The 22,969-nt window shown below is 67.3% G+C and carries 19 protein-coding genes; 5 read left to right on the top strand and 14 right to left on the bottom strand.

What is annotated here, in order from left to right; translation table 11 throughout:
* Nucleotides 1-1,225: 1,225 nt before the first annotated feature.
* Nucleotides 1,226-2,677: a bifunctional 2-methylcitrate dehydratase/aconitate hydratase gene (locus AC2EWF_RS03320; protein ID WP_483637926.1), complete on the bottom strand. Its 1,452-nt coding sequence runs from the start codon at nt 2,675-2,677 to the stop codon at nt 1,226-1,228.
* Nucleotides 2,678-2,961: 284 nt separating this feature from the next.
* Between AC2EWF_RS03320 and AC2EWF_RS03315 the strand changes: the two genes are divergently transcribed.
* Nucleotides 2,962-3,636: a TerC family protein gene (locus AC2EWF_RS03315; protein ID WP_483637925.1), complete on the top strand. Its 675-nt coding sequence runs from the start codon at nt 2,962-2,964 to the stop codon at nt 3,634-3,636.
* 16 nt (nt 3,637-3,652) lie between these two features.
* Here AC2EWF_RS03315 and AC2EWF_RS03310 read toward each other — a convergent pair whose 3' ends face one another.
* From AC2EWF_RS03310 to prpB, 7 genes are all read right to left on the bottom strand, one after another.
* Entirely contained in the window at nt 3,653-5,065 is a 1,413-nt protein-coding gene (locus tag AC2EWF_RS03310) for a FlxA-like family protein (RefSeq protein ID WP_483637924.1), read from the bottom strand.
* A gap of 74 nt (nt 5,066-5,139) precedes the next feature.
* Nucleotides 5,140-5,925, bottom strand: coding sequence for a hypothetical protein (locus tag AC2EWF_RS03305; protein ID WP_483637923.1), 786 nt, complete (start codon nt 5,923-5,925; stop codon nt 5,140-5,142).
* 10 nt (nt 5,926-5,935) lie between these two features.
* A complete protein-coding gene (locus AC2EWF_RS03300; protein ID WP_483637922.1) occupies nt 5,936-6,628 on the bottom strand; it encodes a C39 family peptidase in 693 nt (230 codons plus the stop codon).
* Nucleotides 6,625-6,858, bottom strand: coding sequence for a hypothetical protein (locus tag AC2EWF_RS03295; protein ID WP_483637921.1), 234 nt, complete (start codon nt 6,856-6,858; stop codon nt 6,625-6,627). The genes AC2EWF_RS03300 and AC2EWF_RS03295 overlap by 4 nt, the downstream gene beginning before the upstream one ends.
* Before the next feature lie 294 nt (nt 6,859-7,152).
* Complete coding sequence (locus AC2EWF_RS03290; RefSeq protein WP_483637920.1) at nt 7,153-8,151, bottom strand: hypothetical protein; 999 nt, start codon at nt 8,149-8,151, stop codon at nt 7,153-7,155.
* A 506-nt stretch (nt 8,152-8,657) separates the two neighbouring features.
* Nucleotides 8,658-9,803 carry a bifunctional 2-methylcitrate synthase/citrate synthase gene (gene prpC / locus AC2EWF_RS03285; protein ID WP_483637919.1) on the bottom strand — a complete coding sequence of 382 codons (1,146 nt, stop codon included), beginning with the start codon at nt 9,801-9,803 and terminating at the stop codon, nt 8,658-8,660.
* A 140-nt stretch (nt 9,804-9,943) separates the two neighbouring features.
* Nucleotides 9,944-10,828 (bottom strand): methylisocitrate lyase, encoded by an 885-nt coding sequence (gene prpB, locus AC2EWF_RS03280; RefSeq protein ID WP_483637918.1) that lies wholly within the window; start codon nt 10,826-10,828, stop codon nt 9,944-9,946.
* Between the two features lie 166 nt (nt 10,829-10,994).
* Between prpB and AC2EWF_RS03275 the strand changes: the two genes are divergently transcribed.
* The 3 genes from AC2EWF_RS03275 to ahpF all read left to right on the top strand — a co-directional run bounded on the left by AC2EWF_RS03275 (nt 10,995) and on the right by ahpF (nt 14,795).
* A complete protein-coding gene (locus AC2EWF_RS03275) occupies nt 10,995-12,221 on the top strand; it encodes a citrate/2-methylcitrate synthase (RefSeq protein ID WP_483637917.1) in 1,227 nt (408 codons plus the stop codon).
* A 222-nt stretch (nt 12,222-12,443) separates the two neighbouring features.
* Nucleotides 12,444-13,007, top strand: coding sequence for an alkyl hydroperoxide reductase subunit C (ahpC, locus tag AC2EWF_RS03270; protein WP_483637916.1), 564 nt, complete (start codon nt 12,444-12,446; stop codon nt 13,005-13,007).
* 186 nt (nt 13,008-13,193) lie between these two features.
* Entirely contained in the window at nt 13,194-14,795 is a 1,602-nt protein-coding gene (gene ahpF / locus AC2EWF_RS03265; protein WP_483637915.1) for an alkyl hydroperoxide reductase subunit F, read from the top strand.
* Between the two features lie 167 nt (nt 14,796-14,962).
* On the opposite strand, the gene prpE is transcribed toward ahpF, so the two are convergent.
* The 3 genes from prpE to AC2EWF_RS03250 all read right to left on the bottom strand — a co-directional run bounded on the left by prpE (nt 14,963) and on the right by AC2EWF_RS03250 (nt 19,295).
* Nucleotides 14,963-16,858: a propionate--CoA ligase gene (prpE, locus tag AC2EWF_RS03260; protein WP_483637914.1), complete on the bottom strand. Its 1,896-nt coding sequence runs from the start codon at nt 16,856-16,858 to the stop codon at nt 14,963-14,965.
* A 147-nt stretch (nt 16,859-17,005) separates the two neighbouring features.
* Entirely contained in the window at nt 17,006-17,989 is a 984-nt protein-coding gene (locus AC2EWF_RS03255) for a malate dehydrogenase (protein ID WP_483637913.1), read from the bottom strand.
* A 106-nt stretch (nt 17,990-18,095) separates the two neighbouring features.
* Nucleotides 18,096-19,295, bottom strand: a complete 1,200-nt coding sequence (locus AC2EWF_RS03250) for a pyridoxal phosphate-dependent aminotransferase (RefSeq protein ID WP_483637912.1) — start codon at nt 19,293-19,295, stop codon at nt 18,096-18,098.
* Between the two features lie 218 nt (nt 19,296-19,513).
* Here AC2EWF_RS03250 and AC2EWF_RS03245 point away from each other — a divergent pair, with 218 nt between their 5' ends.
* Complete coding sequence (locus tag AC2EWF_RS03245) at nt 19,514-19,768, top strand: GlsB/YeaQ/YmgE family stress response membrane protein (RefSeq protein ID WP_483637911.1); 255 nt, start codon at nt 19,514-19,516, stop codon at nt 19,766-19,768.
* A gap of 138 nt (nt 19,769-19,906) precedes the next feature.
* Here AC2EWF_RS03245 and AC2EWF_RS03240 read toward each other — a convergent pair whose 3' ends face one another.
* The 3 genes from AC2EWF_RS03240 to AC2EWF_RS03230 all read right to left on the bottom strand — a co-directional run bounded on the left by AC2EWF_RS03240 (nt 19,907) and on the right by AC2EWF_RS03230 (nt 22,926).
* Nucleotides 19,907-20,449, bottom strand: a complete 543-nt coding sequence (locus AC2EWF_RS03240; protein ID WP_483638255.1) for a YidB family protein — start codon at nt 20,447-20,449, stop codon at nt 19,907-19,909.
* Between the two features lie 24 nt (nt 20,450-20,473).
* Nucleotides 20,474-20,983: a peptidylprolyl isomerase gene (locus AC2EWF_RS03235; RefSeq protein WP_483637910.1), complete on the bottom strand. Its 510-nt coding sequence runs from the start codon at nt 20,981-20,983 to the stop codon at nt 20,474-20,476.
* Nucleotides 20,984-21,084: 101 nt separating this feature from the next.
* Nucleotides 21,085-22,926 (bottom strand): 3-hydroxybutyrate oligomer hydrolase family protein, encoded by a 1,842-nt coding sequence (locus AC2EWF_RS03230; protein WP_483637909.1) that lies wholly within the window; start codon nt 22,924-22,926, stop codon nt 21,085-21,087.
* Nucleotides 22,927-22,969: the final 43 nt, after the last annotated feature.

Genomic DNA, 22,969 nt, shown 5'->3' with positions numbered 1-22,969 from the left:
TTGGCGTCCGTACTCTGCAAGCGGGAGCAAGTGTAGCAAAATCGTTAAACGTCACGCATGGGCATCAAACAGCTTTTGCACTACTCGGTACACTAACGTTCAGGGTCGGCATCGCCATTTCCCTACTCCTGCCGGTGTGTATTTTTTGTATTGAATGCGCTGATCCGGTCGAATCGACCGTTGCCATCCCGCTCATGAAAAAGCCCGGCATGCGCCGGGCTTTTTCGTGACACCGCGACAAGTCCGATTACTGCTGGACCTGCAGCTCCACGCGGCGGTTCTGCGCGCGACCCGCGTCGGTGGCGTTGTCGCCGATCGGGTTGTCCGCACCGTGGCCGATCGGACCCTCCAGGCGGCTCGCGTCGATGCCGTGGCTGGTCAGGTAGTCGTACACGATCTGCGCACGACGCTCCGNCTGCCACCGGAGCCGGGGCGGCCGGCACCGCGCCGAAGCGCGAGACGATGCTCAGGCCCAGGAACCAGTCGCCGTAGCCGCTCTTGCTCGGCTGGCTCTTGTCGTCCCAGTCGTAGCGGTAGCCGCCTTCCACGCGCACGTCGGAGCTGTCGGTCACCGACTTGGACAGGCCAAGGCCCAGCTCGGCCGCCGGCGCCCAGTCGCTGTCCATCGGGTCCTTGTGATGGCTGCCCATCACGCCGGCCAACAGATAGGGGCGCCATGCGGCGCTGCCCAGGTAGTAACGCACGGCGACGCCCAGGTTGTTGCTGGCCCAGGTACCGGCGTTATGGTCGATCTTGCGCTTGGTGCGATCGAAGAACACGTCCACCGAGGTATTGGACGACAGGAACTTGCCCACGCCCAGGCCGTAGTAGAACTGCCGGCTGTGCGTGTTGCGGTCCGAGTCGTTGAAGTAGCCGCCGATGGTCGGCGCGATGTACCAGCGATCATCGAAGCCGTTCGGCCATGCCGGGGCGGCAGCGCTGTCACTGCTGGCCGCGGTCGTCGTGTTGTCCTGTGCGTGAACGGCGCCCACGCCGCCCAAGGCCAGGGCAACCATGAAATAAAGGCCCTTGTGCTTCATCAAGTCTCTCCCTTTTTGGTATTGAAACAATCGCTGCTGTTTTCCAGTGCGGCAACTCTCGCCCGCCCCGGATTGATCCATTCGCCTTTACACAAATATAACACGCCATCTATGTCGCTACAATTTGCGCCGGCTTTTATTGTCAGGCGGCGCAGGCCTGGGGGAGGTTTGCCGCCGGTACGTATTCAGAGCGTGAACAAGCCGAGGAACTGCTGGATGGGCATGGCGTCCAGCTTTGCCGCATCGCGACTGGCTTCGAGGATGGCCCTGACCTTGTGCGCCGGCAGATGGCCGCGCATGGCCGCCTCGAATTTTTTCAGCAGCACCGGGATACCCTCGGCGCGGCGCTTGCGGTGGCCGATCGGGTAGTCGATGGAAACCTTCCCGGTCGACGTGCCGTCCTTGAAGAACACCTGCACCGAGTTGCCGATGTAGCGCTTGTCGGGATCAAAGTAGTCCCTGGTGAACCGAGTATTCTCGCTGACCGTCATCCTTGCGCGCAGTGCGTCGATGCGCGGGTCGGCGGCCACATCGTCGTTGTAGTCGTCCGCGGTGAGGCGGCCGAAGATCAGCGGCACGGCCACCATGTACTGGATGCAGTGGTCGCGGTCGGCATAGTTGGCCAGCGGGCCGGTCTTGTCGATGATGCGGCAACCCGCCTCCTGGGTCTCGATCGCCACCTTCTCGATCTGGTCAAGCTTGCCGGCGACCTGCCCGTGCAATTCCATCGCGCACTCCACCGCGGTCTGCGCATGGAACTCGGCCGGGAAGCTGATCTTGAACAACACGTTTTCCATCACGTAACTGCCGAACGGGCGCTCGAACTCGAACGCGTTGCCCTTGAAGGCCGCGTCGTAATAGCCCCAGGTCTTCGCCGACAGCGCCGACGGATAGCCGGTCACGCCCCGGTACACCGCATTGGTCGCATGGATGACGGCTCGACGGCAGGCATCCCCGGCGGCCCAGCTCTTGCGCGGCCCGGTGTTGGGCGCGTGACGGTAAGTGCGCAGCGCGCCGTTGTCGATCCAGCTGTGCGACACGGCGGTGATGATCTGCTCCCTGTCGCCGCCCAGCATGTGCGTGGCCACCGCGGTGGAAGCCAGCCGCACCAGGATGACGTGATCCTGGCCGACGCGATTGAAACTGTTCTTCAGCGCGTAGCAGCCCTGGATCTCGTGCGCCTTGATCGCGTAGCCCAGCACCTCGCGCACGGTCAGCGCCCGGCCGCCCTCGCGCTCGGCCCTGCGGCCCAGCCAGTCGGCCACGGCGAGAATGGACCCGAGATTGTCCGACGGATGGCCCCATTCGGCCGCCAACCAGGTGTCGTTGAAGTCCAGCCAGCGGATCTGCGTGCCGATCGCGAACGCGGCCTGCACCGGATCCAGCTCGTGGCTGCTTCCCGGCACGCGCGCACCACCTGCCAGCGTGGCGCCGGGCACCACGGGGCCGAGATGTTTCACGCACTCGGGGAACTTCATCGCCATCATCGCGGTGGCCAGCGAATCAAGCAGTACGTAGCGCGCAGTGTCGTAGGCTTCCTTCGACTCGATCCGGTAGTCGGCCACGTAGTCGGCGATGTCGACCAGCGGCTGATCGGGATCGGGGCGGACGGCGGAACGGATGTCATGAGCACTCATGGCGGTTCCCGCGGCAGGGAGAAACGCCGATTGTATCCAGCGCGTTCCGCCGGCAGGGGCGCAGCCGCTTGACCCCTGCGTTGCCGGCAACGAGAATGACCGTGCTACCACCCAAGAGGGAGTAGTTCCGGATGCGGTCCTGCATCCGTGCGGTGTTCGTCACCACGGGCGGCAACTCGCCCCGGGCACCGCGGCGGCCGATGTCGCGAACGAGACTTTTGCGGTGACGACGGTCCTGCGCGCGTCCGTCGTCGCTGCATGTGCTCGGCGCGCCGGTCCATCGCATGGAATCCCTCCCCAGCTTCCTCTCCGGCCTGTTCACCATCGTCCTGCTCGATCTGGTGCTGGCCGGCGACAACGCCATCGTGATCGCGCTGGCCGCGCGCAAGCTGCCCGCACCGCTGCAGAAGAAAGCGGTGTTCTGGGGCAGTTTCGGCGCCGTCGCCGTGCGCGTCGTGCTTACCGCGGCGGTGGTCTGGCTGCTGGAGTTGCCGGGTCTGATGCTGGCCGGCGGCTTGTTGCTGCTGCCGATCGCCTGGAAGCTGCTGAAGCCGGACGAAGCGGCGCACGACGTCGCCGCCGCCGAAGGCTTCTGGGCCGCGCTGCGCACCATCGTCGTCGCCGACGCACTGATGGGGCTGGACAACGTGCTGGCGATCGCCGGCGCCTCGCACGGCGACCTGCTGCTGGTGGTGCTTGGCCTGGCCATCAGCGTGCCGCTGGTGGTGTGGGGCTCGACCCTGATACTCAAGCTCATCGAGCGCTTCCCCGTGATCATCTACCTCGGCGCCGGCGCGATCGCGTGGACCGCGGCGCGCATGATTGCCCACGAGCACCTCTGGTCGGGCTGGTTCGCCGCGCACGGCTGGGTCAAATACCTGCTCGACGCCGCGCTGGTGGCCGGCGTCTGCGGCGGCGGCTGGCTGCAGCGGCGCCGGCGGCGCCCGGGGGCAACCTGACTGACCGGCGACCCGCTCAGAAGGCCATCGGCACGCGCACCGTCATCAGCACGTCGGGCGTATCGCGGGTCACGCCGACGCCCAGCGTGAAGTTCACGGTCCGCTTGGGATCGATGCGATACGAGCCGCCCACCAGCAGCGATCCCAGCCAGACCTTGGTCGAGCCGGGCACCTTGGAGCCTGCCTCGCGCGTCACGCCGATGAAGCTCTGGTCGTAGCCGAGGCTCAACGACACCTTGTCGTTCATCGCGAAGCCGACGCCTATGCTGGCGTCGGCGACGTTGCCCACCTTCACGTTGCCGATGAACTGCTTGCCGACCACCAGGTTCTCGGACACGTTGTGCCGCTCGAAGTTGTACATGTAGCTGAGGTTGCCGAAGATCACCACCGGATCGGACGGCAACAGCCAGGTGAGCCCGGGCTGCAGGGAATAAAAGCCCGAGCCGGTCGGCAACTCCAGCGGCAGGCCCGTGCCGGTGACATTCTCGACGCAGCGCGTCTGGCAATCGGTACGCACCTCGAAGGGATCCCGACCGGTACGGGACTTGAAGCGGAGCCAGCCGATGTAATACGGCTTGTCCGCACCGCCGTCGTTGAACTGGTAGCGTGCGGTGGCCTCGATGTCGCCGATGCCGCTGCCGCTGGAACTCAGCACGTTGTTCGTCGCCGTGCCGGTGAACACCTCGCGGCTGACGATGTTGCTGCCCTCCCAGACATAAGGCACGCGCATTTCCAGCTCGAGGCGATTGGTGAGGCCATAGCGCCCGGTGAGCGTCACGGTATGGCTGGTGGTGCGCACCGTGCGGATGTCGATCAGGCCGATCAGGATGGCCGGGATGACGGTGTAGCCGACCAGGTCGACCTGGTTGGCGGCGGAGTAGCCGAACTGGTACGAGGGCTCCAGCACGAAGCTGTGCCTCGGCGTCAGCACGCCGGGCTGGTTGGAGATGGGGGCCACCTCGGGCGGACGGGTGTCCTTCGGCGGTGCCTCGCCGACCACCTGCGGACTGGAGGCCGCCACTGTCTGCACGGCGGATGCGGCCGGCATGGGCTGCGTCGGCGAATTCACTCCTGTTGTCTGCAGGTTGCCGCCGCGCTGTCGATCCAGTTCGCGCACGCCGACGGCGTGACGCAATGAGGCGTAGTCGGCCGCCTGCTGGGCCAACTGCTGGCGCATCAGCTTGAGCTGCGCCATCTGCGCGTCGATCTGGTGGCGCATCGCGTCGATCTGCTCATCCTGCTGCCGCAGGCGCTGGCGGATCGTCGCCGAAGACGATGGGGCGCCACGCCCCGCGTCGACGGATGATCTGTGTCCCGGCTCGGCGGGCGCCGCGGGTGGCGACGCTTCCTGCGCGCTCGCCCATCCGCCGAACGCCATCAACCCGGCGCAGCTGGCTGCGCATGCCCATTGCCGACGATTGCGTTCCATTTCAACTCCTTGTCTAACCGGTCTTGGGAGACTCCGGAACCATCAGGCACGCGCAGGCAGTGTTCGGATGGCGCTCAATGCCCGAGCGAGAGCATCTGCGCCGACTGCAAGGTGCTCTGCAGATTCATCTGGCGCAGTGCCTGCAAGGTGTTCACCGAGACGTTGAGCGTGGTGAGGGTCTGGATGGATTGATTGTTCAAGGTGTTCTGGATGACTTGCGCCAATCCCCCACCCTGCGCGAGTGCCGAGGCCGCGGCGGCGGCACTCAAGGTGTTCCGGGTGGCTGCGGAGGTGACGTCGCCGCTGCCGACTACGGGCACGCCCAGCGCCCCCGGTGGCGCATCCACGACGGGAGCGATGGTGGCTGGCTGATTCGGGACATGCCCGACGACGACGCCGCTCGATGCGCTCGAGCCGGGATCGGGGGTGACTACCGCCTTGCCGGAATGGACGCTGTTGCCCGCCCCGTTCTGCACGAGACTCAGGCCATCGAGCGTCGATGCCAGAGCGCTGGCCTGTTGCTGCGTGATCTTGCTGATGTCCGGGATATTGATGCTCGTGGACATCACCAGGAGTCCATTGATGTAGGTCTCTTCCTGGAGGCCGAACGAGGCCACCAGGCCACCGCCGAGGTCGAAACCGCCACGCGCACCGTCAAGACTGGCGTCGCTGACCGGCCGCCCGAGCCCGGCAATGTCGGATGGCGCCTGATCCGCCGGCGGCGCCGTCGAGGGTTGCGGAGCGACGGCGCTGCCTGCTTCGCCTCCGGGCATGGCATGGGCAACGCCTGCGCTGCCGAGCAGGCACAGCGGCAACACGACTCGCAGACCCTTTCTCGATTTTGGATTCTTGCTTTGCATCACCATCACCTCAGTACTGCCCGGGCCCGAACTTCGGCATGGTGGTGTAGTCCATCAAGCGTCGGTCGATGCCCATGCTCAGCGGCGCAAGAGGCGCCGCACGCCAATCGCTGACCAGGTTGAAATGCGCCTCATCGCGCCGGTTGTGAATCACGAACAGCAGTTTGTCCTTCCACAGTTTTTCGAAGCGATCCCGCGGGATCGAGCGCGTGCCCAGGGCGGGATCGCCCACCAGCACGCGGCCGTCCAGCAGGCCCTTGACGACCACGAAGTGGTGGTAGCGGTTTTCCTCGATCAGCACGATCGCCGGCAGGTGTTCCTGGGCGAGCTTGTCCAGCGGCAGGCGGAAGCCGTCCGCCTCGAAGCCGAGGGTCTGCAGGTAGTTCTTGATGTCCAGCAGGGAGAAGCCTTCCTTGTTGATCTTGGCGCGGTCGCCGTGTGCGTACATCTGCGCGAATGCCGCCTGCTCGCTGACCGGATAGCCGTATTGGTAAGTCAGCAGGGTGGCCACGGCGGCGGAGCCGCAGCTGAAGTCGTACTTCTGCCGGATGGTGTTCCTGAATTTCGCCTCCTTGAGGGTGGTCAGATGCAGCGTGTAGGTGGAACCCGTACCGCTGTTGATCTCCACCGGCCCGGTGGCAAGCAAGCCCCCGGACCAGGCCAGCGCCAGCGCGATCGCAAGCGACGGCAAGGCCCTGCTCATGGTTGCTTGAACTGCACGTTGACGACGACGCCGCTCTGGATCAGCACGTTGTTGCCGGTGTTCTGCACGATCGTCGACACCCCGGTCGAGCCGCTGAAGGCGCTGGAACTGACCGAGTTCGAACCGGTATCCACCTGCGTCGCGCTGTTGCCCGTCACCACACCGTTGAGGTTCTGGATGTTGCTGACGTTCGTGCCGCCGCTGGAGTGTTCCAGCGTGCTGGTGCTCACGACCGGCCCGAGGCCGTCGACACACCGGCCCGCGACCGGCGCTGCCTGCGCACAGCCGTCGGCATGTGGTGCGACACCGGTTGCGGTGCCAGCCGACGGATTCGCGGCGGATGCCGCCATGGGTGCCATCAGCAGACAGCACCAGACCCAAGCCTTTGACGCGGACATGACCCACCTCCCGTGGCGTTCGGCGCACTTGCAACGACTCCCACCCGGCCGGTCGCCCTTGGCAACCGGCCGGCCAAGTCCGGTGCGGCGGGACGTGATCGCCCCGCCGCACCGGCCCGTCGCCACTCAGTGACCCACGTTCAGGTTGGCTTGCACCGTCACGCCCTGCTGGATCAGCGAGGACGCGCCGCTGTTCTGGGCGATCGTGGTGATGCCAGCCGCACCCTGGGCAACGCTGCTCATGCTGTTGGCCATGTCGAAGGAACCGGCGTCAGCCGCGGCGGTGCCGCCATTGCCGCCATTGCCGCCCGCGCCCATGCCCGAACCGCCCGAGCCACCGGCGCCGCCCGCTCCACCCGCGCTGACGCTATCGCCGCTGTTGCCACCAGAGCCCGAGGCCGCACCGCTGCTCGCATCGGCACTGCCGCTGCCACCGGCACCGGCCGCCCACGAGCCACCGCCACCGGCAGCCGAACTCGAGTCGTTGCCGCCGTTGCCCCCACTGTTCTTCTTCCAGCCCAGCAGGCCGCCGTTCGATGCCATGCTGTCGTTGTTGCCATCACCCGCCCGGCCGTTGCTGTTGCCGCCATCAGCCGAATTGGAGCCGCCTACCGCGGCGCTCAGGCCCAATCCCGCTCCGCCGTCACCGCTGTGGCTGTGGGCATCGCCGCCGTTACCGCCAGGAGCGGAGGTTGCGCCCACGCCCAAGCCGAGGCCGCCGCGACCGCCATTGGCGTTCCCCGAGTTCATCGCGCTGTTGCCGATGCCGAGGACCACGTTGTTCGAGACCGCGCCATTCAGTTCGGTCTTGCCCACCGCGACGCTCTTGTTGAAGGCATCGCTGACCGAGCTGCTGGCGTAGCTGCTGTTATTCGCCGCGGCATTGCCGATGCCGAGGCCACTGGCGTCGCCGCTGTTGTTGCGGTCGTTGCCATTGGCATTGATGGTCTTGTTCTTGGTGACGGTCTTGGTGTGCGTGCTCGCATTGACAAACGCCAGGTTCGTCGAGTTGTTGTTGTTGTGGCTGTTGTCGTTGTTGTTGTTGTAGTTGTGGTCGGCCATCGCCGGAACCGCGATGGCCAAGCCGATCGCAGCCAATGCCGTGACAATCAGAGTCTTGCGCATGATCCGTTCTCCTTCGAAATGCCTGATCAGGCCTGTGCATCGTCCATTCCGGCCAAAACCGGAACCGTTTGCCTGCAGCGCCAGACACCCCGCCACATTCCGGCCTGCGCCGGGTTGCGGTTTTGCTCGGGAATCCCCTGATTGACCTGGGCCATCCCGCCTAGTCTTGCGTGTGCAGCAAGCTGAACTGGCAAGGGAAATGCCAAGCGGGCGTGTTCTGGAACTTCATTTGCGAATCATGCGGTTGCGTCGGTTTCATCAGCGACGCGACACCACCTCGTCCCAAGCAGTGTGCCAGGAGTGTTACAGGTTGCGGCGGCGGGACGTGTCGATGCATTTGCTTGGGCGTTGCAGGACAAGGCCCGACGCCCGGCGATCTGTGGCATGCCCACCTGTATCAGATCCGCAACACCTGTAACGGCTGCAGGCAGCGGCAACGCGAACGCGCGCCGCGTTCACGAAAAAGGGAGCCTCGCGGCTCCCTCTTGTTCCGGATCTGCGGTATTTCAGCGCTTGTCGATCGGCACGTAGACCTGGTCTTCCGGGCCGGTGTAGTTCGCGCTGGGGCGGATGATCTTGCCGTCCTGGCGCTGCTCGATCACGTGCGCGCTCCACCCGGAGGTGCGCGCGATCACGAACAGCGGCGTGAACATCGCTGTCGGCACGCCCATCATGTGGTAGGCGCTGGCCGAGTACCAGTCGAGGTTGGGAAACATCTTCTTGATCTCGCCCATCACCCTCTCGATGCGCTCGGAGACGTCGAACAGCACCGGGTTGCCGCCGTCGGTGCAGAGCTTGCGCGAGATCTCCTTGATGATCACGTTGCGCGGATCCGCCACCGTATACACCGGGTGGCCGAAGCCGATCACGATCTCCTTGCGCTCCACGCGGGCGCGGATGTCCGCCTCGGCCTCGTTCGCGTTGCGGTAGCGCGCGATGATCTCCATCGCCACCTCGTTCGCGCCGCCGTGCTTGGGGCCGCGCAGCGCGCCGATCGCGCCGGTGATGGCCGAGTACATGTCCGAGCCGGTGCCGGCGATCACGCGGGCGGTAAAGGTGGAGGCGTTGAACTCGTGTTCGGCGTACAGCACCAGCGACTTGTCCAGCGCGTTGGCGTGCAGCTCGCTGGGCGCCTTGCCGTGCAGTACGTGCAGGAAGTGCGCGGCGATGGATTCGTCGTCGGTCTCGGTCTCCACCCGTTTGCCGTTGTGGCTGAAGTGATACCAGTACAACAGCATGGAACCGAAGCTGGCCATCAGGCGGTCAGCGATGTCGCGCGCGCCGGTGACGTTGTGGTCGTCCTTCTCCGGCAGCACGGTGCCCAGCACCGAGCAGCCGGTGCGCAGCACGTCCATCGGGTGGGTCGCGGCGGGCAGCAGTTCCAGCGCCGCCTTCACCGGCGCCGGCAGGCCGCGCAGGCGCTTCAGCCTGGCCTTGTAGTTCTGCAGTTCGGTCCAGTTCGGCAGCACGCCGTAGACCAGCAGATGTGCGACTTCCTCGAAGCAGCCCTTCGCCGCCAGGTCATGGATGTCGTAGCCGCGGTAGTGCAGGTCGTTGCCGCTGCGGCCCACCGTGCACAGTGCCGTGTTGCCGGCGGCGACGCCGGACAGCGCCACGGATTTCTTGGCCTTGGGAAGGACTTGCTCGCTCATCGGATGTCTCCAGTGATGCAGTGGATTGCAAAGGGTGGAACGATGTGTTTCCGCCGGAGCGCATCCTGGACGCGAAGGCCGTGATGCTTGATCGAAGCCAAAAAGGTTCGCGCACAGGGTGCACCCCTGCGTGACCGGCGTCAGCTTTTCCGGGCGAACAGCGCGTCGAGCTTGTCCTCGTAGGCGTGGTAGCCCAGGAAGTCGTACAGCTCCTCGCGCGTCTGCAAGGTGTCGATGATGTGCTTCTGCGTGCCTTCGCGGCGCACCGTCTCGTAAAAATGCAGCGCTGCCTTGTTCATGGCGCGGTAGGCGCCGCAGCAGTACAGCGCGATGTCCACGTTGGCCGAACGCAGCTCGTCGGTGGTGAAGAACGGCGTGGAGCCGAATTCGGTGAGGTTGGCCAGGATCGGCACCTGCACCGCGGCCCTGAACTTGCGGTAGTCGTCCAGCGTCTTCATCGCCTCGGGGAAGATCATGTCGGCGCCGGCCTCGACGTAGGCCACCGCGCGCTCGATCGCCGCGTCGATGCCCTCCACCGCCGCCGCGTCGGTGCGCGCCATCACCACGAAGCCCGCGTCGGTCCTCGCGTCCACGGCCGCCTTCACGCGGTCGACCATCTCCTCCTTCGGCACCACTTCCTTGCCGGGACGATGGCCGCAGCGCTTCTGGCCCACCTGGTCCTCGATGTGCACTGCCGCCACGCCGACGCGCTCGAAACTGCGGATCGTGCGCGCGATGTTGAAGGCGCCGCCCCAGCCGGTGTCGATGTCCACCAGCAGCGGCAGCCCGGTGGCGTCGACGATGCGGCGCGCATCGATCAGCACGTCCTCCATCGTCGAGATGCCCAGGTCAGGCATGCCCAGTGAGTTGGCGGCCACGCCGCCGCCGGACAGGTACAGCGCCTTGTAGCCCACGCGCCTGGCCATCAGGCCGGCATAGGCAGTGATCGCGCCAATCACCTGCAGCGGCGATTCTGCGGCGAGGGCGGCGCGGAAGCGCGCACCGGCGGATTCGAGTGGGGACATGGCGATACTCCGAAACTGCTTATTCTAGGCGATACGCCGATCGGGCCGTGTGGCGGCGCACTACCCGCACGCCGCCGCACGCCTTGATCCGGAACGCTACGCATCGCGGCTGGCGTTACTGTGCCCCTGCAAAACATATTGATCAATCTTGATCCAAGCGATCAATATGTCAGCCATGGCTGCCGACCATCTTTCCGCCCGTGATGCCGCCGCCCGGCTGGGCGTCAGCGTCGCCACGCTGTATGCCTACGTCAGCCGCGGCAAGGTCGATTCGCGCCCGGGTGCTGACGGACGCAGCCGCGAATACCGCACCGGCGACATCGAGCGCCTGATCGACCTGCGCCGGGCCGGGCGCGGGGCGGCCCAGGCCGCCGCGCACAGCCTTACCTGGGGGCTACCGGTGCTGGAGACGCAGATCTCGCTGATCCGCCCCGGCGGGCACTATTACCGCGGCGAGTCGGCGATCGAACTGGCGCGCCACGGCGCCAGCCTGGAGGACGCCGCCCGCCTGCTGTGGGAATGCGGCGACCGCGATCCGTTCGCAGCGCCGCCGCCGCGGACCTGGCCCGCGGCCGTGCGGGTGCTGCTGCGCCAGCACGGCCTGCCGCCACTGGAACGCACCGCCGCGGCGTTGCCGCTGCTGGCGCTCTCCGCGCCGCACGCACACAGCACTGATCCGCTGCAGCGCCGCGACGGCGCCGCCCAACTGCTACGCGAGACAGCCGCACTGCTCTGCGCGACGAAACCAGGCCGGCTGCCGATCCATCAGCTGCTGGCCGCCAGCTGGCACAACCCGGGTACTCGGGTGGCATCGCTACTGCGCAGTGCCCTGGTGCTGTGCGCGGACCACGAGCTGAACGCGTCCGCCTTCGCCACGCGGGTGGCGGCCTCGACCGGCGCCAGCCTACATGTAGCAGCCAGCGCCGGACTTGCCGCGCTATCCGGTCCGCAGCACGGCGGCGCCACCGCACGTGCCCATGCGTTCATCCGCCAGGCCTTGCGCGAGCGCGATCCCGTGGATCGCGTACGCGAACGCCTGCGCCATGGCGACGAGTTGCCGGGCTTCGGCCACCCGTTGTATCCCGACGGCGACCCTCGCGCTGCATTGCTGCTGCGCCTGCTGGCCGAATCGCGCCCGCGCTTGCCGGGCATGGCCCGCGTGCAGCGGCTGGTCGACGCGGCAGCCGCAAACTGCGGCCGCGCGCCAAGCCTGGATTTCGCGCTGGCCGCGATCGCCCTCCTGCACGACCAGGACGCGGACGCCGCGCTGTCGCTGTTCGCCGCCGGCCGCATGGCCGGCTGGTTGGCGCATGCGCTGGAACAGCAGGAAGCCGGCGGGTTGATCCGCCCGCGCGCGAACTACGCCGGCGCCATGCCGGCGCGCCAGCGTTGAAGGTCGCCCTTTCGCGCCATCGTCGCCGACGCGCACATCGCGTGACGTCGGGGTTCCCATCCGCGCGACCCGCCTGCCGCGCCGGCCTGCCGACCACGACCGGCACGGCGGCTGCATAGGTTCTGTCAATTCATCCAATCTCAACAATCAATTGGAACAATCGAAAGCAGCCCCTACAATTGAGCCACCGATTCACTGCACCCCACCAATGGAGACTCACAAGTGTCTTTGATCAATACCGAAGTGAAGCCGTTCAAGGCCCAGGCGTTCAAGGCCGGCCAGTTCATCGAAGTGACCGAGGCCGACCTCAAGGGCAAGTGGTCCGTGGTGTTCTTCTACCCCGCCGACTTCACTTTCGTCTGTCCGACCGAGCTGGAAGACCTGGCCGACCACTATGGCGAATTCCAGAAACTGGGCGTGGAGATCTACAGCGTCTCGACCGACACCCACTTCTCGCACAAGGCGTGGCACGACACCTCCGACGCGGTGAAGAAGATCGGCTACACCATGGTCGGCGACCCCACCCACGCGATCAGCCGCAACTTCGAGGTGCTGATCGAGGACGCCGGCCTGGCGGACCGCGGCACCTTCGTGGTCGACCCGCAGGGCAAGATCCAGATCGTCGAGATTACTGCCGGCGGCATCGGCCGCGACGCCAAGGAGCTGCTGCGCAAGGTAAAGGCCGCGCAGTACGTCGCCAGCCACCCGGGTGAAGTGTGCCCGGCCAAGTGGCAGGAAGGCGAGAAGACCCTGGCGCCCTCGCTGGACCTGGTCGGCAAGATCTGATCCACCTGCTGTAGCCGTACTGGAACCGGGCGCCGCGGCGCCCGGTTTCCTCCCCGAGGATGCTTGTGCCAGCGGCTTGCGCCCGGCTTCGCTCCCCCTCCGCAGCCGCCCCTCCCCCTCGATGGCGCCGGCCGCTGCCACAAGTGCCCTATCCCCTTCCCCGCATCCGAACCCGGAGTGCTCGCCATGCTCGACGAAGCCATCAAGGCCCAGCTGAAGGGCTACCTGGAAAAACTCACGCAGCCGATCGAACTGGTCGCCGCGCTGGACGACAGCGCGAAATCGCACGAGCTGGACGAACTGCTCGGCGAGATCGCCGCGATGAGCGACAGGATCACCCTGCGCCGCGACGACAGCGAGCCGCGCAAGCCCTCGTTCGCGATCAACCGCGTCGGCACCGACATCGGCGTGCGCTTCGCCGGCATCCCGCTGGGCCACGAGTTCACGTCGCTGGTGCTGGCCCTGCTGCAGGTGGGCGGCCATCCGTCCAGGGCCGCCGCCGAGACCATCGCCCAGGTGCAGAACCTCGAAGGCCCGACTTCCGACGGCGTGTACCGGTTCGAGACCTATTTCTCGCTGTCCTGCCAGAACTGCCCGGACGTGGTGCAGGCGCTCAACCTGATGAGTGTGCTGAACCCAAACATCAAGCACGTGGCCATCGACGGTGCGCTGTACCCCGACGAAGTGGAACGCCGCCAGATCATGTCGGTGCCCACCGTGTACCTGAACGGCGAACTCTTCGACCAGGGCCGCATGAGCCTGGAACAGATCGTGGCGAAGCTCGACACCGGCGCCGCCGCGCGCGCCGCCGAAGCGATCAAGACCAGGCAGGCGTTCGACGTGCTTGTGGTGGGCGGCGGCCCGGCCGGCGCGGCGGCGGCGATCTACGCCGCGCGCAAGGGCATCCGCACCGGCGTGGCGGCCGAGCGCTTCGGCGGCCAGGTGCTGGACACCATGGCGATCGAGAACTTCATCTCGGTGGACTACACCGAAGGCCCCAGGCTGGGCGCCGCGCTGGAGCAGCACGTGCGCAACTACGACGTGGACATCATGGACCTGCAGCGCGCCACCAGGCTGGTGCCGGCCAGCGAGTCCGCCGACGGCCTGGTCGAGGTGCAGTTGGAGAACGGCGCCAGCCTGAAGTCGAAGACGGTGATCCTCTCCACCGGCGCGCGCTGGCGGCAGATGGGAGTGCCCGGCGAGGCGGAATACCGCAACAAGGGCGTGGCCTACTGCCCCCACTGCGACGGCCCGCTGTTCAAGGGCAAGCGCGTGGCGGTGATCGGCGGCGGCAACTCCGGCGTGGAGGCGGCCATCGACCTGGCCGGCATCGTGGCCCACGTCACCCTAATCGAGTTCGATCACAAACTGCGTGCCGACGAGGTGCTGCAACGCAAGCTGCGCAGCCTGGCCAACGTGGAGGTGATCGTCGGCGCGCAGACCACCGAGGTGCTGGGCGACGGCCATAAGGTCAATGGCCTGGTCTACAAGGACCGCGCCGACGACCTGATGCACAGTCTGGAGCTCGAGGGCATTTTTGTGCAGATCGGCCTGCTGCCCAACACCGAGTGGCTGAAGGGTACGCTGGAACTCAGCCCGCGCGGCGAGATCGTGATCGACGCACGCGGCCAGACCTCGCTGCCCGGCGTGTTCGCCGCCGGCGACGCCACCACGGTGCCGTACAAGCAGATCGTGATCGCGATGGGCGCCGGTTCCACCGCGGCACTCGGTGCATTCGATCATCTGATCCGCACCTCGGCGCCGGTGGTCGAGGCGGCCGCAGCCTGAGTTCCGCCCTTCGCATCAAGACAAGCTGCAAGCGGGCTATCCGGCCCTATCACCCAGCCCTTCGACTTCGCTGCGTACGCTCAGGACGAAAGGGGTAAGTAGTCCCCAAGCCGCTCGCACTGAGCGCAGGCCCAAAGGGCCGAAGTCGAAGGGCGGCCCTGAACCAGTCAGCTTCCCTGGTCCGGCCCGCGCTCCAGCGCCTTGCGGATCTCGTCCAGCGCCGCCGGATCGTCCAGCGTCGAAAGATCACCGGGGTCGCGCTGCTCGGCCAGCGCCTGCAGCGAACGCCGCAGCAGCTTGCCGGAGCGCGTCTTCGGCAGCGCGTTGACCAGGTAGACCCGTGCGGGTTTCGCCACGCTGCCGAGCTGGTCCACCACGCACTGCTGCATGCCGCGCGCCACTTCGGCGGCGCCCTCGCCCCCTGCCTGCTTCAGCGTGGCGAACACCACCGGCACCTGCCCTTTCAGTTCATCGCGCACGCCGATCACCGCCGCCTCGGCCACCGCCGGGTGGCCGGCCACGGACTCCTCGATCTCGCGCGTGCCCAGGCGGTGCCCGGCCACGTTGATCACGTCGTCGGTGCGGCCGAGGATGAAGGTGTAGCCGTCGGCGTCGCGGATCGCCCAGTCCAGCGAGCTGTAGACGAGTTCGCGGAAATGGCTGAAGTAGCTGTGCACGTAGCGGTCGTCGTCGCGCCAGATGGTGCTGAGGCACCCCGGTGGCAGCGGCGGCTCCAGCACCAGCACGCCCTTGCTGCCAGGCGGCACTTCGCGGCCGCTGTTCTCGTCGATCACCTTCATCCTGTAGCCGGGCGCCGGCAGGCCGGGAGAACCAGGCTTGGCCGGCTTCAGGTCCAGGCCCGGCATCAGGGTGATCGCGGGCCAGCCGGTCTCGGTCTGCCAGTAGTTGTCGATCACCGGCACGCCAAGCTCGGAGTTGATCCAATGCGAGGTGGGCTCGTCTAGCGGCTCGCCGGCCAGGAACAACCACTTCAGCCTGGACAGGTCGTGTCTGTGCAGCCAACCCGCGTCCTGCTTCTTCAGCACACGGATCGCGGTGGGCGAAGAGAACATGCTGCGCACGCCGTATTTCTCGCACAGGTCCCACCACACGCCGGGGTCGGGCCGCGTGGGCAGGCCTTCGTAGAGCAGCGAGGTGGCGCCGCCGATCAGCGGCCCGTACACGTTGTAGGAATGCCCCACCGCCCAGCCCACGTCGGAGGTGGAGAACATCACCTGCCCCGGCGCGATGTCGAAGATGCAGCGTATCGACATCGCCATCGCCACCGCATAGCCGCCGGTATCGCGCTGCACGCCCTTGGGCTTGCCGGTGGTGCCCGAGGTATAGAGCAGATAGCTGGGTTCGTTCGACTCCAGCCACACCACCGGCACCTCGGCAGCTTCGTGCTGCGCGCGCAGTCCGGCGTAATCCACGTCGCGGTCGCTCACCCGGTTCATCTGCGGATCGAGCCCGCGATCGACCACCAGCACCTTCGGCGGCGGCGCCGAGGCCTCGTTCACCGCCGCGTCCACCAGGGGTTTGTACGGAATCACCTTGCCCGCGCGCATGCCCGCGTCGGCGCAGACCAGCAGCTTCGGTTGTGCGTCGTCGATGCGCAGTGCGAGGTTGTGCGCCGCGAATCCGCCGAACACCACCGAGTGCACCGCGCCGATGCGTGCACAGGCCAGCATCGCGAACACCGCCTCGGCGATGTTCGGCAGGTAGATCACCACGCGGTCGCCGCGCTCCACGTCCAGCGCCTGCAGCACCGCGGCGAAGGCGTTCACTTCGCGGTGCAGCTCGCGGTACGTGAGCTCGCGGGTGATGCCTGTCTCGCCGGAAACCGCAACCAGCGCCAGCTGCTCACCGCGTTCGGCGAGATGCCGGTCCACCGCGTTGTGGCAGAGGTTGGTGGTGCCGCCCACGAACCAGCGACGGAACGGCGGCCTCGACTGGTCGAGGATCTGCCGCGGCGGCGTTTCCCAGTGGATGCGCCGCGCCTGCTCGGCCCAGAACAGTTCCGGCTGCTCGACCGACTGACGGTAGAACGATTCGTAGTCCATGCCCGCCTCCCGCGCCGACCTGCTTCAAGCCTAGCTCCGGTACAACCGCCTGGGCAGCGCGACGATGGTCGCAAGCACCGCCCCGCGCCGAAACGGAGAAGGGCGGCCAAGGCCGCCCTTCTCCGTCAAGCAGGCACGCTGCGCCGCTTACTTCGCGAACAGGTGCTCGACGCCCGCGCGCTCCTCGCGCAGTTCCTTCTCGGTGGCGTCGATGCGCGCCTGCGAGAACGCGTTGATTGCCAGGCCCTGCACGATGGCGTACTTGCCGTCCTTCACGGTCACCGGGTAGCCGAAGATCACGCCCGGCGCAATGCCGTAGGAACCGTCGGACGGAATGCCCATCGACACCCAGTCGCCCTCGGCCGTGCCCAGCGCCCAGGTACGCATGTGGTCGATCGCGGCGGAAGCGGCCGAGGCGGCCGACGAGGCGCCGCGCGCCTTGATGATGGCCGCGCCGCGCTGCTGCACGGTGGGGATGAAGTCGCTCTCGTACCAGGCCTGGTCGACCAGGCCCAGCGCCGGCTTGCCGTCCACGGAGGCGTGGTGCAGGTCGGGGTACTGGGTGGAGCTGTGGTTGCCCCAGATAGTGACCTTCCTGATGTCGGTGGTGTGCTTGCCGGTCTTCTCAGCCAGCTGGCTCAGCGCACGGTTGTGGTCCAGGCGAACCATCGCGGTGAAGCACTTCGGGTCCAGGCTGGGGGCGTTCTGCTGGGCGATAAGCGCGTTGGTGTTGGCCGGGTTGCCCACCACCAGCACTTTCACGTCGCGCCTGGCGTGGTCGTTCAGCGCCTTGCCCTGCGGGGCGAAGATCGCGCCGTTGGCTTCCAGCAGGTCCTTGCGCTCCATGCCCGGACCGCGCGGGCGGGCGCCGACCAGTAGCGCGTAGTCCACGTCCTTGAAGGCGACGTTGACGTCGTCGGTGGCGACCACGCCGGCCAGAGTCGGGAATGCGCAGTCGTTGAGTTCCATCACCACGCCCTGCAGCGCGGGCAGCGCCGGGGTGATTTCCAGCAGGTGCAGGATCACCGGCTGGTCCGGACCCAGCATGTCGCCGGCGGCGATGCGGAACAGCAGGGCGTAACCGATCTGGCCGGCAGCGCCGGTAACGGCAACTCGAACGGGGGCTTTCATGATGAAACTCCTTCAACGGGCAGGATCAGGCAGGAGCGCACCACGTGCGCGACGGTTACCGCGGAACATCCATCGCGCACAGGGTGCGCTCCTACGGGTGCGGGATTCAGGCGAGTTCGGCGAAGAACTCCTGGATGCGCTGCAGGCCGGGCTGCAGCTGAGTCGCCGGACAGGTGTAGGAGATGCGCAGGGCGCGCGGCTCGCCAAAGGCCGAGCCGGGCACGCAGGCCACGCCCTTGGCTTCCAGCAGCGCGGCGCAGAACTCCACGTCGTTGGAAATCCTGGTGCCATTGTGGCTCTTGCCGAAGGCCACCGAGATGTCCGGGAACGCATAGAACGCCCCCTGCGGCCGCGGGCAGGTGACGCCGGGGATCGCGCCGAGCGCGGCGACCACGGTGTCGCGCCGCGCCGCGAATTCGGCGCACTTGGCCTGCGGCACGTCCTGCGGGCCGGTGAACGCGGCCACCGCCGCCGCGGTGATCACTTCCGGCACGCTGGTGATGTGGTTGGAGTTGAGCGTGGTGACCGCCTTGGCCACCGGCTCCGGCCCGGCCAGCAGGCCCACGCGCCAGCCCGGCATGCCGTAGGTCTTGGACACCGAGTCGACGAAGACCAGGCGCTCCTTCAGCTCAGGCTTCGCGAATACGAAGTTGTGGTAGCCGATGCCGTCGAACACCATCGAGTTGTAGATGTCGTCGGTGATGATCCAGGTGTCCGGGTACTTCGCCAGCACCTCGGCCAGCGCGGCGATCTCCTCGCGCATATAGACCATGCCGGTGGGGTTGGACGGATTGTTGAACAGGAACACCTTGGGCTTGCGCGCCAGCGCGGCGTCGAGCTGCGCGGGCGTCAGCTTGTAGTTCTGGTCCGGACCACAGTGCAGCACGTTGACCCTCGCGCCCACGATGTCGGCGATGTCGCGGTAGGTGGTCCAATACGGCGCGGCGAAGGCGATCTCGTCACCTTCGTCCAGCAGCGCCTCAGCCAGGTTGTACAGCACCTGCTTGGCGCCGATGCCCACCGACAGGTTGGCATGGCCGTAGCCGGCGAAGCCCAGCGCCTCGATGTGCTTCAGGAACGCGTCCAGCAGCGGCTCGGCGCCACGGTTGCTGCCGTACTGGCCGCTGTCGTGGCTGAGCGCCTCGCGGGCTGCCGCGTACACGTGCTCGCCGGGCAGGAAGTTCGGCACGCCGATGGAGAAGCTGATGATGTCGCGGCCGGCGGCCTTGAGCTGCTTCGCCTTGGAGGCGATGACCATGATCGCGCTGGGCTTGGCGCGACCGACGCGCTGGGCGAGCTGGGGCATGACTTCCTCTGTACCGTGGGGAGGGGATCGTCGGATTCGATGCGGCGAACCGCCGGATTTTAGCATGCGGCGGCGCGTCAATCGCTTGCAGTCGAGATCCCGGCCTATCGCTTGGGCCTGGTACTGCTGGCATGATGCGGCCACCGCCAGATGAACCGGCGGTGGATGCCATCGGTCCTTCCACCTGAAGATTTCAGACAGACTGAGGGGTAATGCGCATGTTCCATATCATCTGGTCCATCATCGTCGGCTTCTTCGTTGGCCTCATTGCACGCTGGATCGTACCGGGCGCCGACCACCATGGTTTCTGGGTCACCGCGATCATCGGCATCGTCGGTTCCATCATCGGTGGGTTCATCGCCAGACTGTTCAGCAAGCCGGCACCCGGATCGAAGTTCCACACCGCGGGTTTCCTGATGTCCATCGTCGGCGCGATCGTCCTGTTGTACGTGCTCAAGTTCACCGGATACTGAGCCAACCTTGGGGCACATAAAAAAGCGCGGCAGGCTGCCCTGCCGCGCTTTTTTTGTTCCTTGCACATCTGGAGGGTACGGCCAGGATGGTCGCCCGTCTGATCCGCGCGATCAGGATGATCGCAAGGATGGCACCCCTCAGGCACCGCGCGCCGCGAGCAGCTTCTCGGCCAAGCCTCCCAGCATCGAGAGGTTGAAACCGCCACCGTCAGCCGGCGCCTGGCCATCCGGCGTCAGGTGATCGACCGCGTGCGGCAGCACCTGCGACAGCTGGCCCAGCAACTGGCCAGGATCCATGCCCAGCTTGGCCGCCGCCTCCTGCACCACCGAACCCAGGCCACCATTCTGCAGCGCCTGGCCCAGCTGCTCGCCCGACACCGGCTGGTTCGCACCGGTGCCGATCCACGACTGCACCGCCTCGCCCAGTCCTCCCTGGTGCAACATGCTGGCCAGGCCCTGCACGCCACCGGCCTGCTGGATCAGCTGGCCAGCCACCGCGACCAGCGAACCGCCGCCCGCCGCATTGGCCTGGCCGCCGCCGAGCAGATCATTAAGTATCGACATCGCTGTGCTCCTTGATGGTGACTGTTGGACGGGGTGAAACCGCTTGGCGAATACCGCCGGCGCGGTGACGGCACCGTGAACGAGAAAACCGCCGTGGCAGGCACGGCGGCTTTCGATCGTTCATTCCGCTGTGCAAATGGATCAGCCGCGCTGGTCCAGCACGCCGTTCCATTCCTTCACGCGGTCGGCCTTGGCCGCCAGCAGCGCGTCCACGTCACCCTCGACCGTGACCTTCTCGATGACGTCGTTCTGGCGGATGGCATCGACCACCTGCTGGTCATTCGCATCGATCACTTCGCCGAACACGCTGTGCTTGCCGTCCAGCCACGGCGTGGCGCCGTGGGTGATGAAGAACTGGCTGCCGTTGGTGCGCGGGCCGGCGTTCGCCATCGAAAGCACGCCCGGCTTGTCGTGGCGCAGCGAGGGGTGGAACTCGTCCTCGAACTTGTAACCCGGGCCGCCGCGCCCGCTGCCCTCGGGACAACCGCCCTGGATCATGAAGTCGGCGATCACGCGATGGAACGACAGGCCGTCGTAGTAGCCGCGCTTGGCCAGGTTCACGAAATTCGCCACGGTCAGCGGCGCCTTGTCGTCGTGCAGGCGCAGGCGGATCGGGCCGCGGTTGGTGTGGAGGGTGACTTGGATGGCCATGGGTATCCTTGGGTTTGGCGGGGCGCCAGCAACAGGCGCGCGTGGGCCGCCAAGGATAACGCCTGGGGCCGCCGCGCCACAAAACGGCGAAGCCCCCGGGTTCAGCGCGGTAGATCCAACTGCTCGCGGGTCAGCGCGGCAGCGCCGCGGGGACGCGCGGCTGGCGTGGGCAGCTCGTCCGGCCACGGCCCGCCCGTATGCAGGTGCGCCCACAGCCGGTCGAGCGCGGCGTAGCCGTAGGGCAGCAGCGGCACGTGGCGTTCGCCGAAGCCGGGCAACGCGAGGAAGGCGTCGAAGTGCTGCGCCGTCGGCACTTTCCAGTATAGCGGACGGCGGCCTTCGGCACGCAGCCACGCGACGTAGGGCTCGGAGGTGAACGCGGTCGGCAGCAGGCCGTCGGCGGCGCCATGCAGCACGAAGACCGGCAGCCCCGCGCGCGGCAGCCGCGCCGCCAGCGATGCCACCGAGGCATGCAGCGTGCGCGCGTCTGCCCCGTCACCCGTCCACAGGGCACGCAGGCAACGCAGGCCCGGCAGCACGGGATCGGCCGACGCATCGGTGCCGCCGGCCAGCGCCACGCCATTGCCAGGCGGAATGCCGGAGGCGTCCGCCCACCAGGACGCTTTCACCGCGGGATCGACCGCCCCCGGCGTGCCGACCGCAGCCACGCCGCGATAGCTGTAGCCGCAGGGCATCTGGCCCACGCCACGGCGCAGGTAGGCCGAGGCGTAGCCGGCCGCCACCGCGCGCCACACGTCGAACGCCGTGCTGCTGGCACCCGTGGCGACGGCCTCGTCGCGCCAGCCGCTGTCGTGCAGCTTCTGCAAGGCTTCGGCGGCCTGGCCCATCGGCGTAGCCGCGCCCAGCACGCCGTCCACGTGCAGGCTGGCACAGCGCGTGAGGAAGGCGGGCGGCACCGCACCGTCCGCGCGCGCAAACGGCGTCTCGGCAAAGCGCGCGTCGGCCAGCGCGCAAGGCATCAGCAAGGCAGCCTCGGTGACATAGTCGTACAGCGCGCGGCCACGGCCCGGCACATGCACGTTCGGCTCCAGCGCCACCACGCCGGCCAGCATGTCCGCGTCGTCGATGCCCGCCGCCTGCAGCACCGCACCGCCGCCGTTGGACAGCCCGGTGGCGATGATCCGCGTGTTCTGCGGCGTGAACGGCGCGGCGTCGGGATAGGCGCGATCCAGCATCGCCAGTCCGAAGCGCGCCGCCTGCAGCACGTCGCGGCCCCAGTCGGCCTCTGGGTTGTCGCCCGAGTGCGCGTGCTTCACCGCGATGCCGGCGTCTGCGGGCGCATTGGCCGGCGCGAATTCAAGCTTGGCCTGCCCGGCCTTGGCGCGCGTGCCGTCCAGCGCCACGCCGCTGCCATCGGCGGTGTCGTAGTAACCCGAACCCGTGCCCTTGTCGGTATAAGCCACTGCACAACCCTTCGGCAGGCCCCAGGCGCCGGCCAGCGCGATCGCACCGTAGACGCCGCGCGAGCCGGACGAGGCAGTGACGACCAGGCAACGCGCCGCGCGGTCGAAACGATCCGGCGCCTGCAGCAGCACGCGATGGGGTGCATGCGCGCCGGGCAGACGCGCGAACGCGGTGTACTCGCGACCCGGCACGTCGGGCACGGTGCCGTACACGCTGCCGTAGCCGCCCAGCGGACCGAGGTCGGCGATGCCCTTCCAGCTGGCCTGGATCGCGCGGCGGCGCAGCTCCGCCGGCGTCGGGTGCAAGGGATCGGCATACGCCGACGTTGCGCCGCGCAAGCCGTCCAGGCCCAGGCCCGCGCTGAGCAGGTCGTCGCTGCCGCGGTGCACGGTCTCCAGGATCGGACTGACCACGAAGGAAGGCGTCATGGCGGTTTTCCCGGGCGGTGGCAACGCGGCGCAGGCCGCCAGCGTGAGCGCGGCGGCGGCGAGGCTGGACAGGCGGACGATGGTCGGCATCCCCGCACGATAGCGTGCCGGCACGCGCAGGCCATGGTACGAA

Source organism: Rhodanobacter sp. sgz306013, assembly GCF_057031145.1.
Note: the sequence above shows the minus strand (reverse complement) of the source record. Positions and strands in the feature narration are given on the sequence as shown.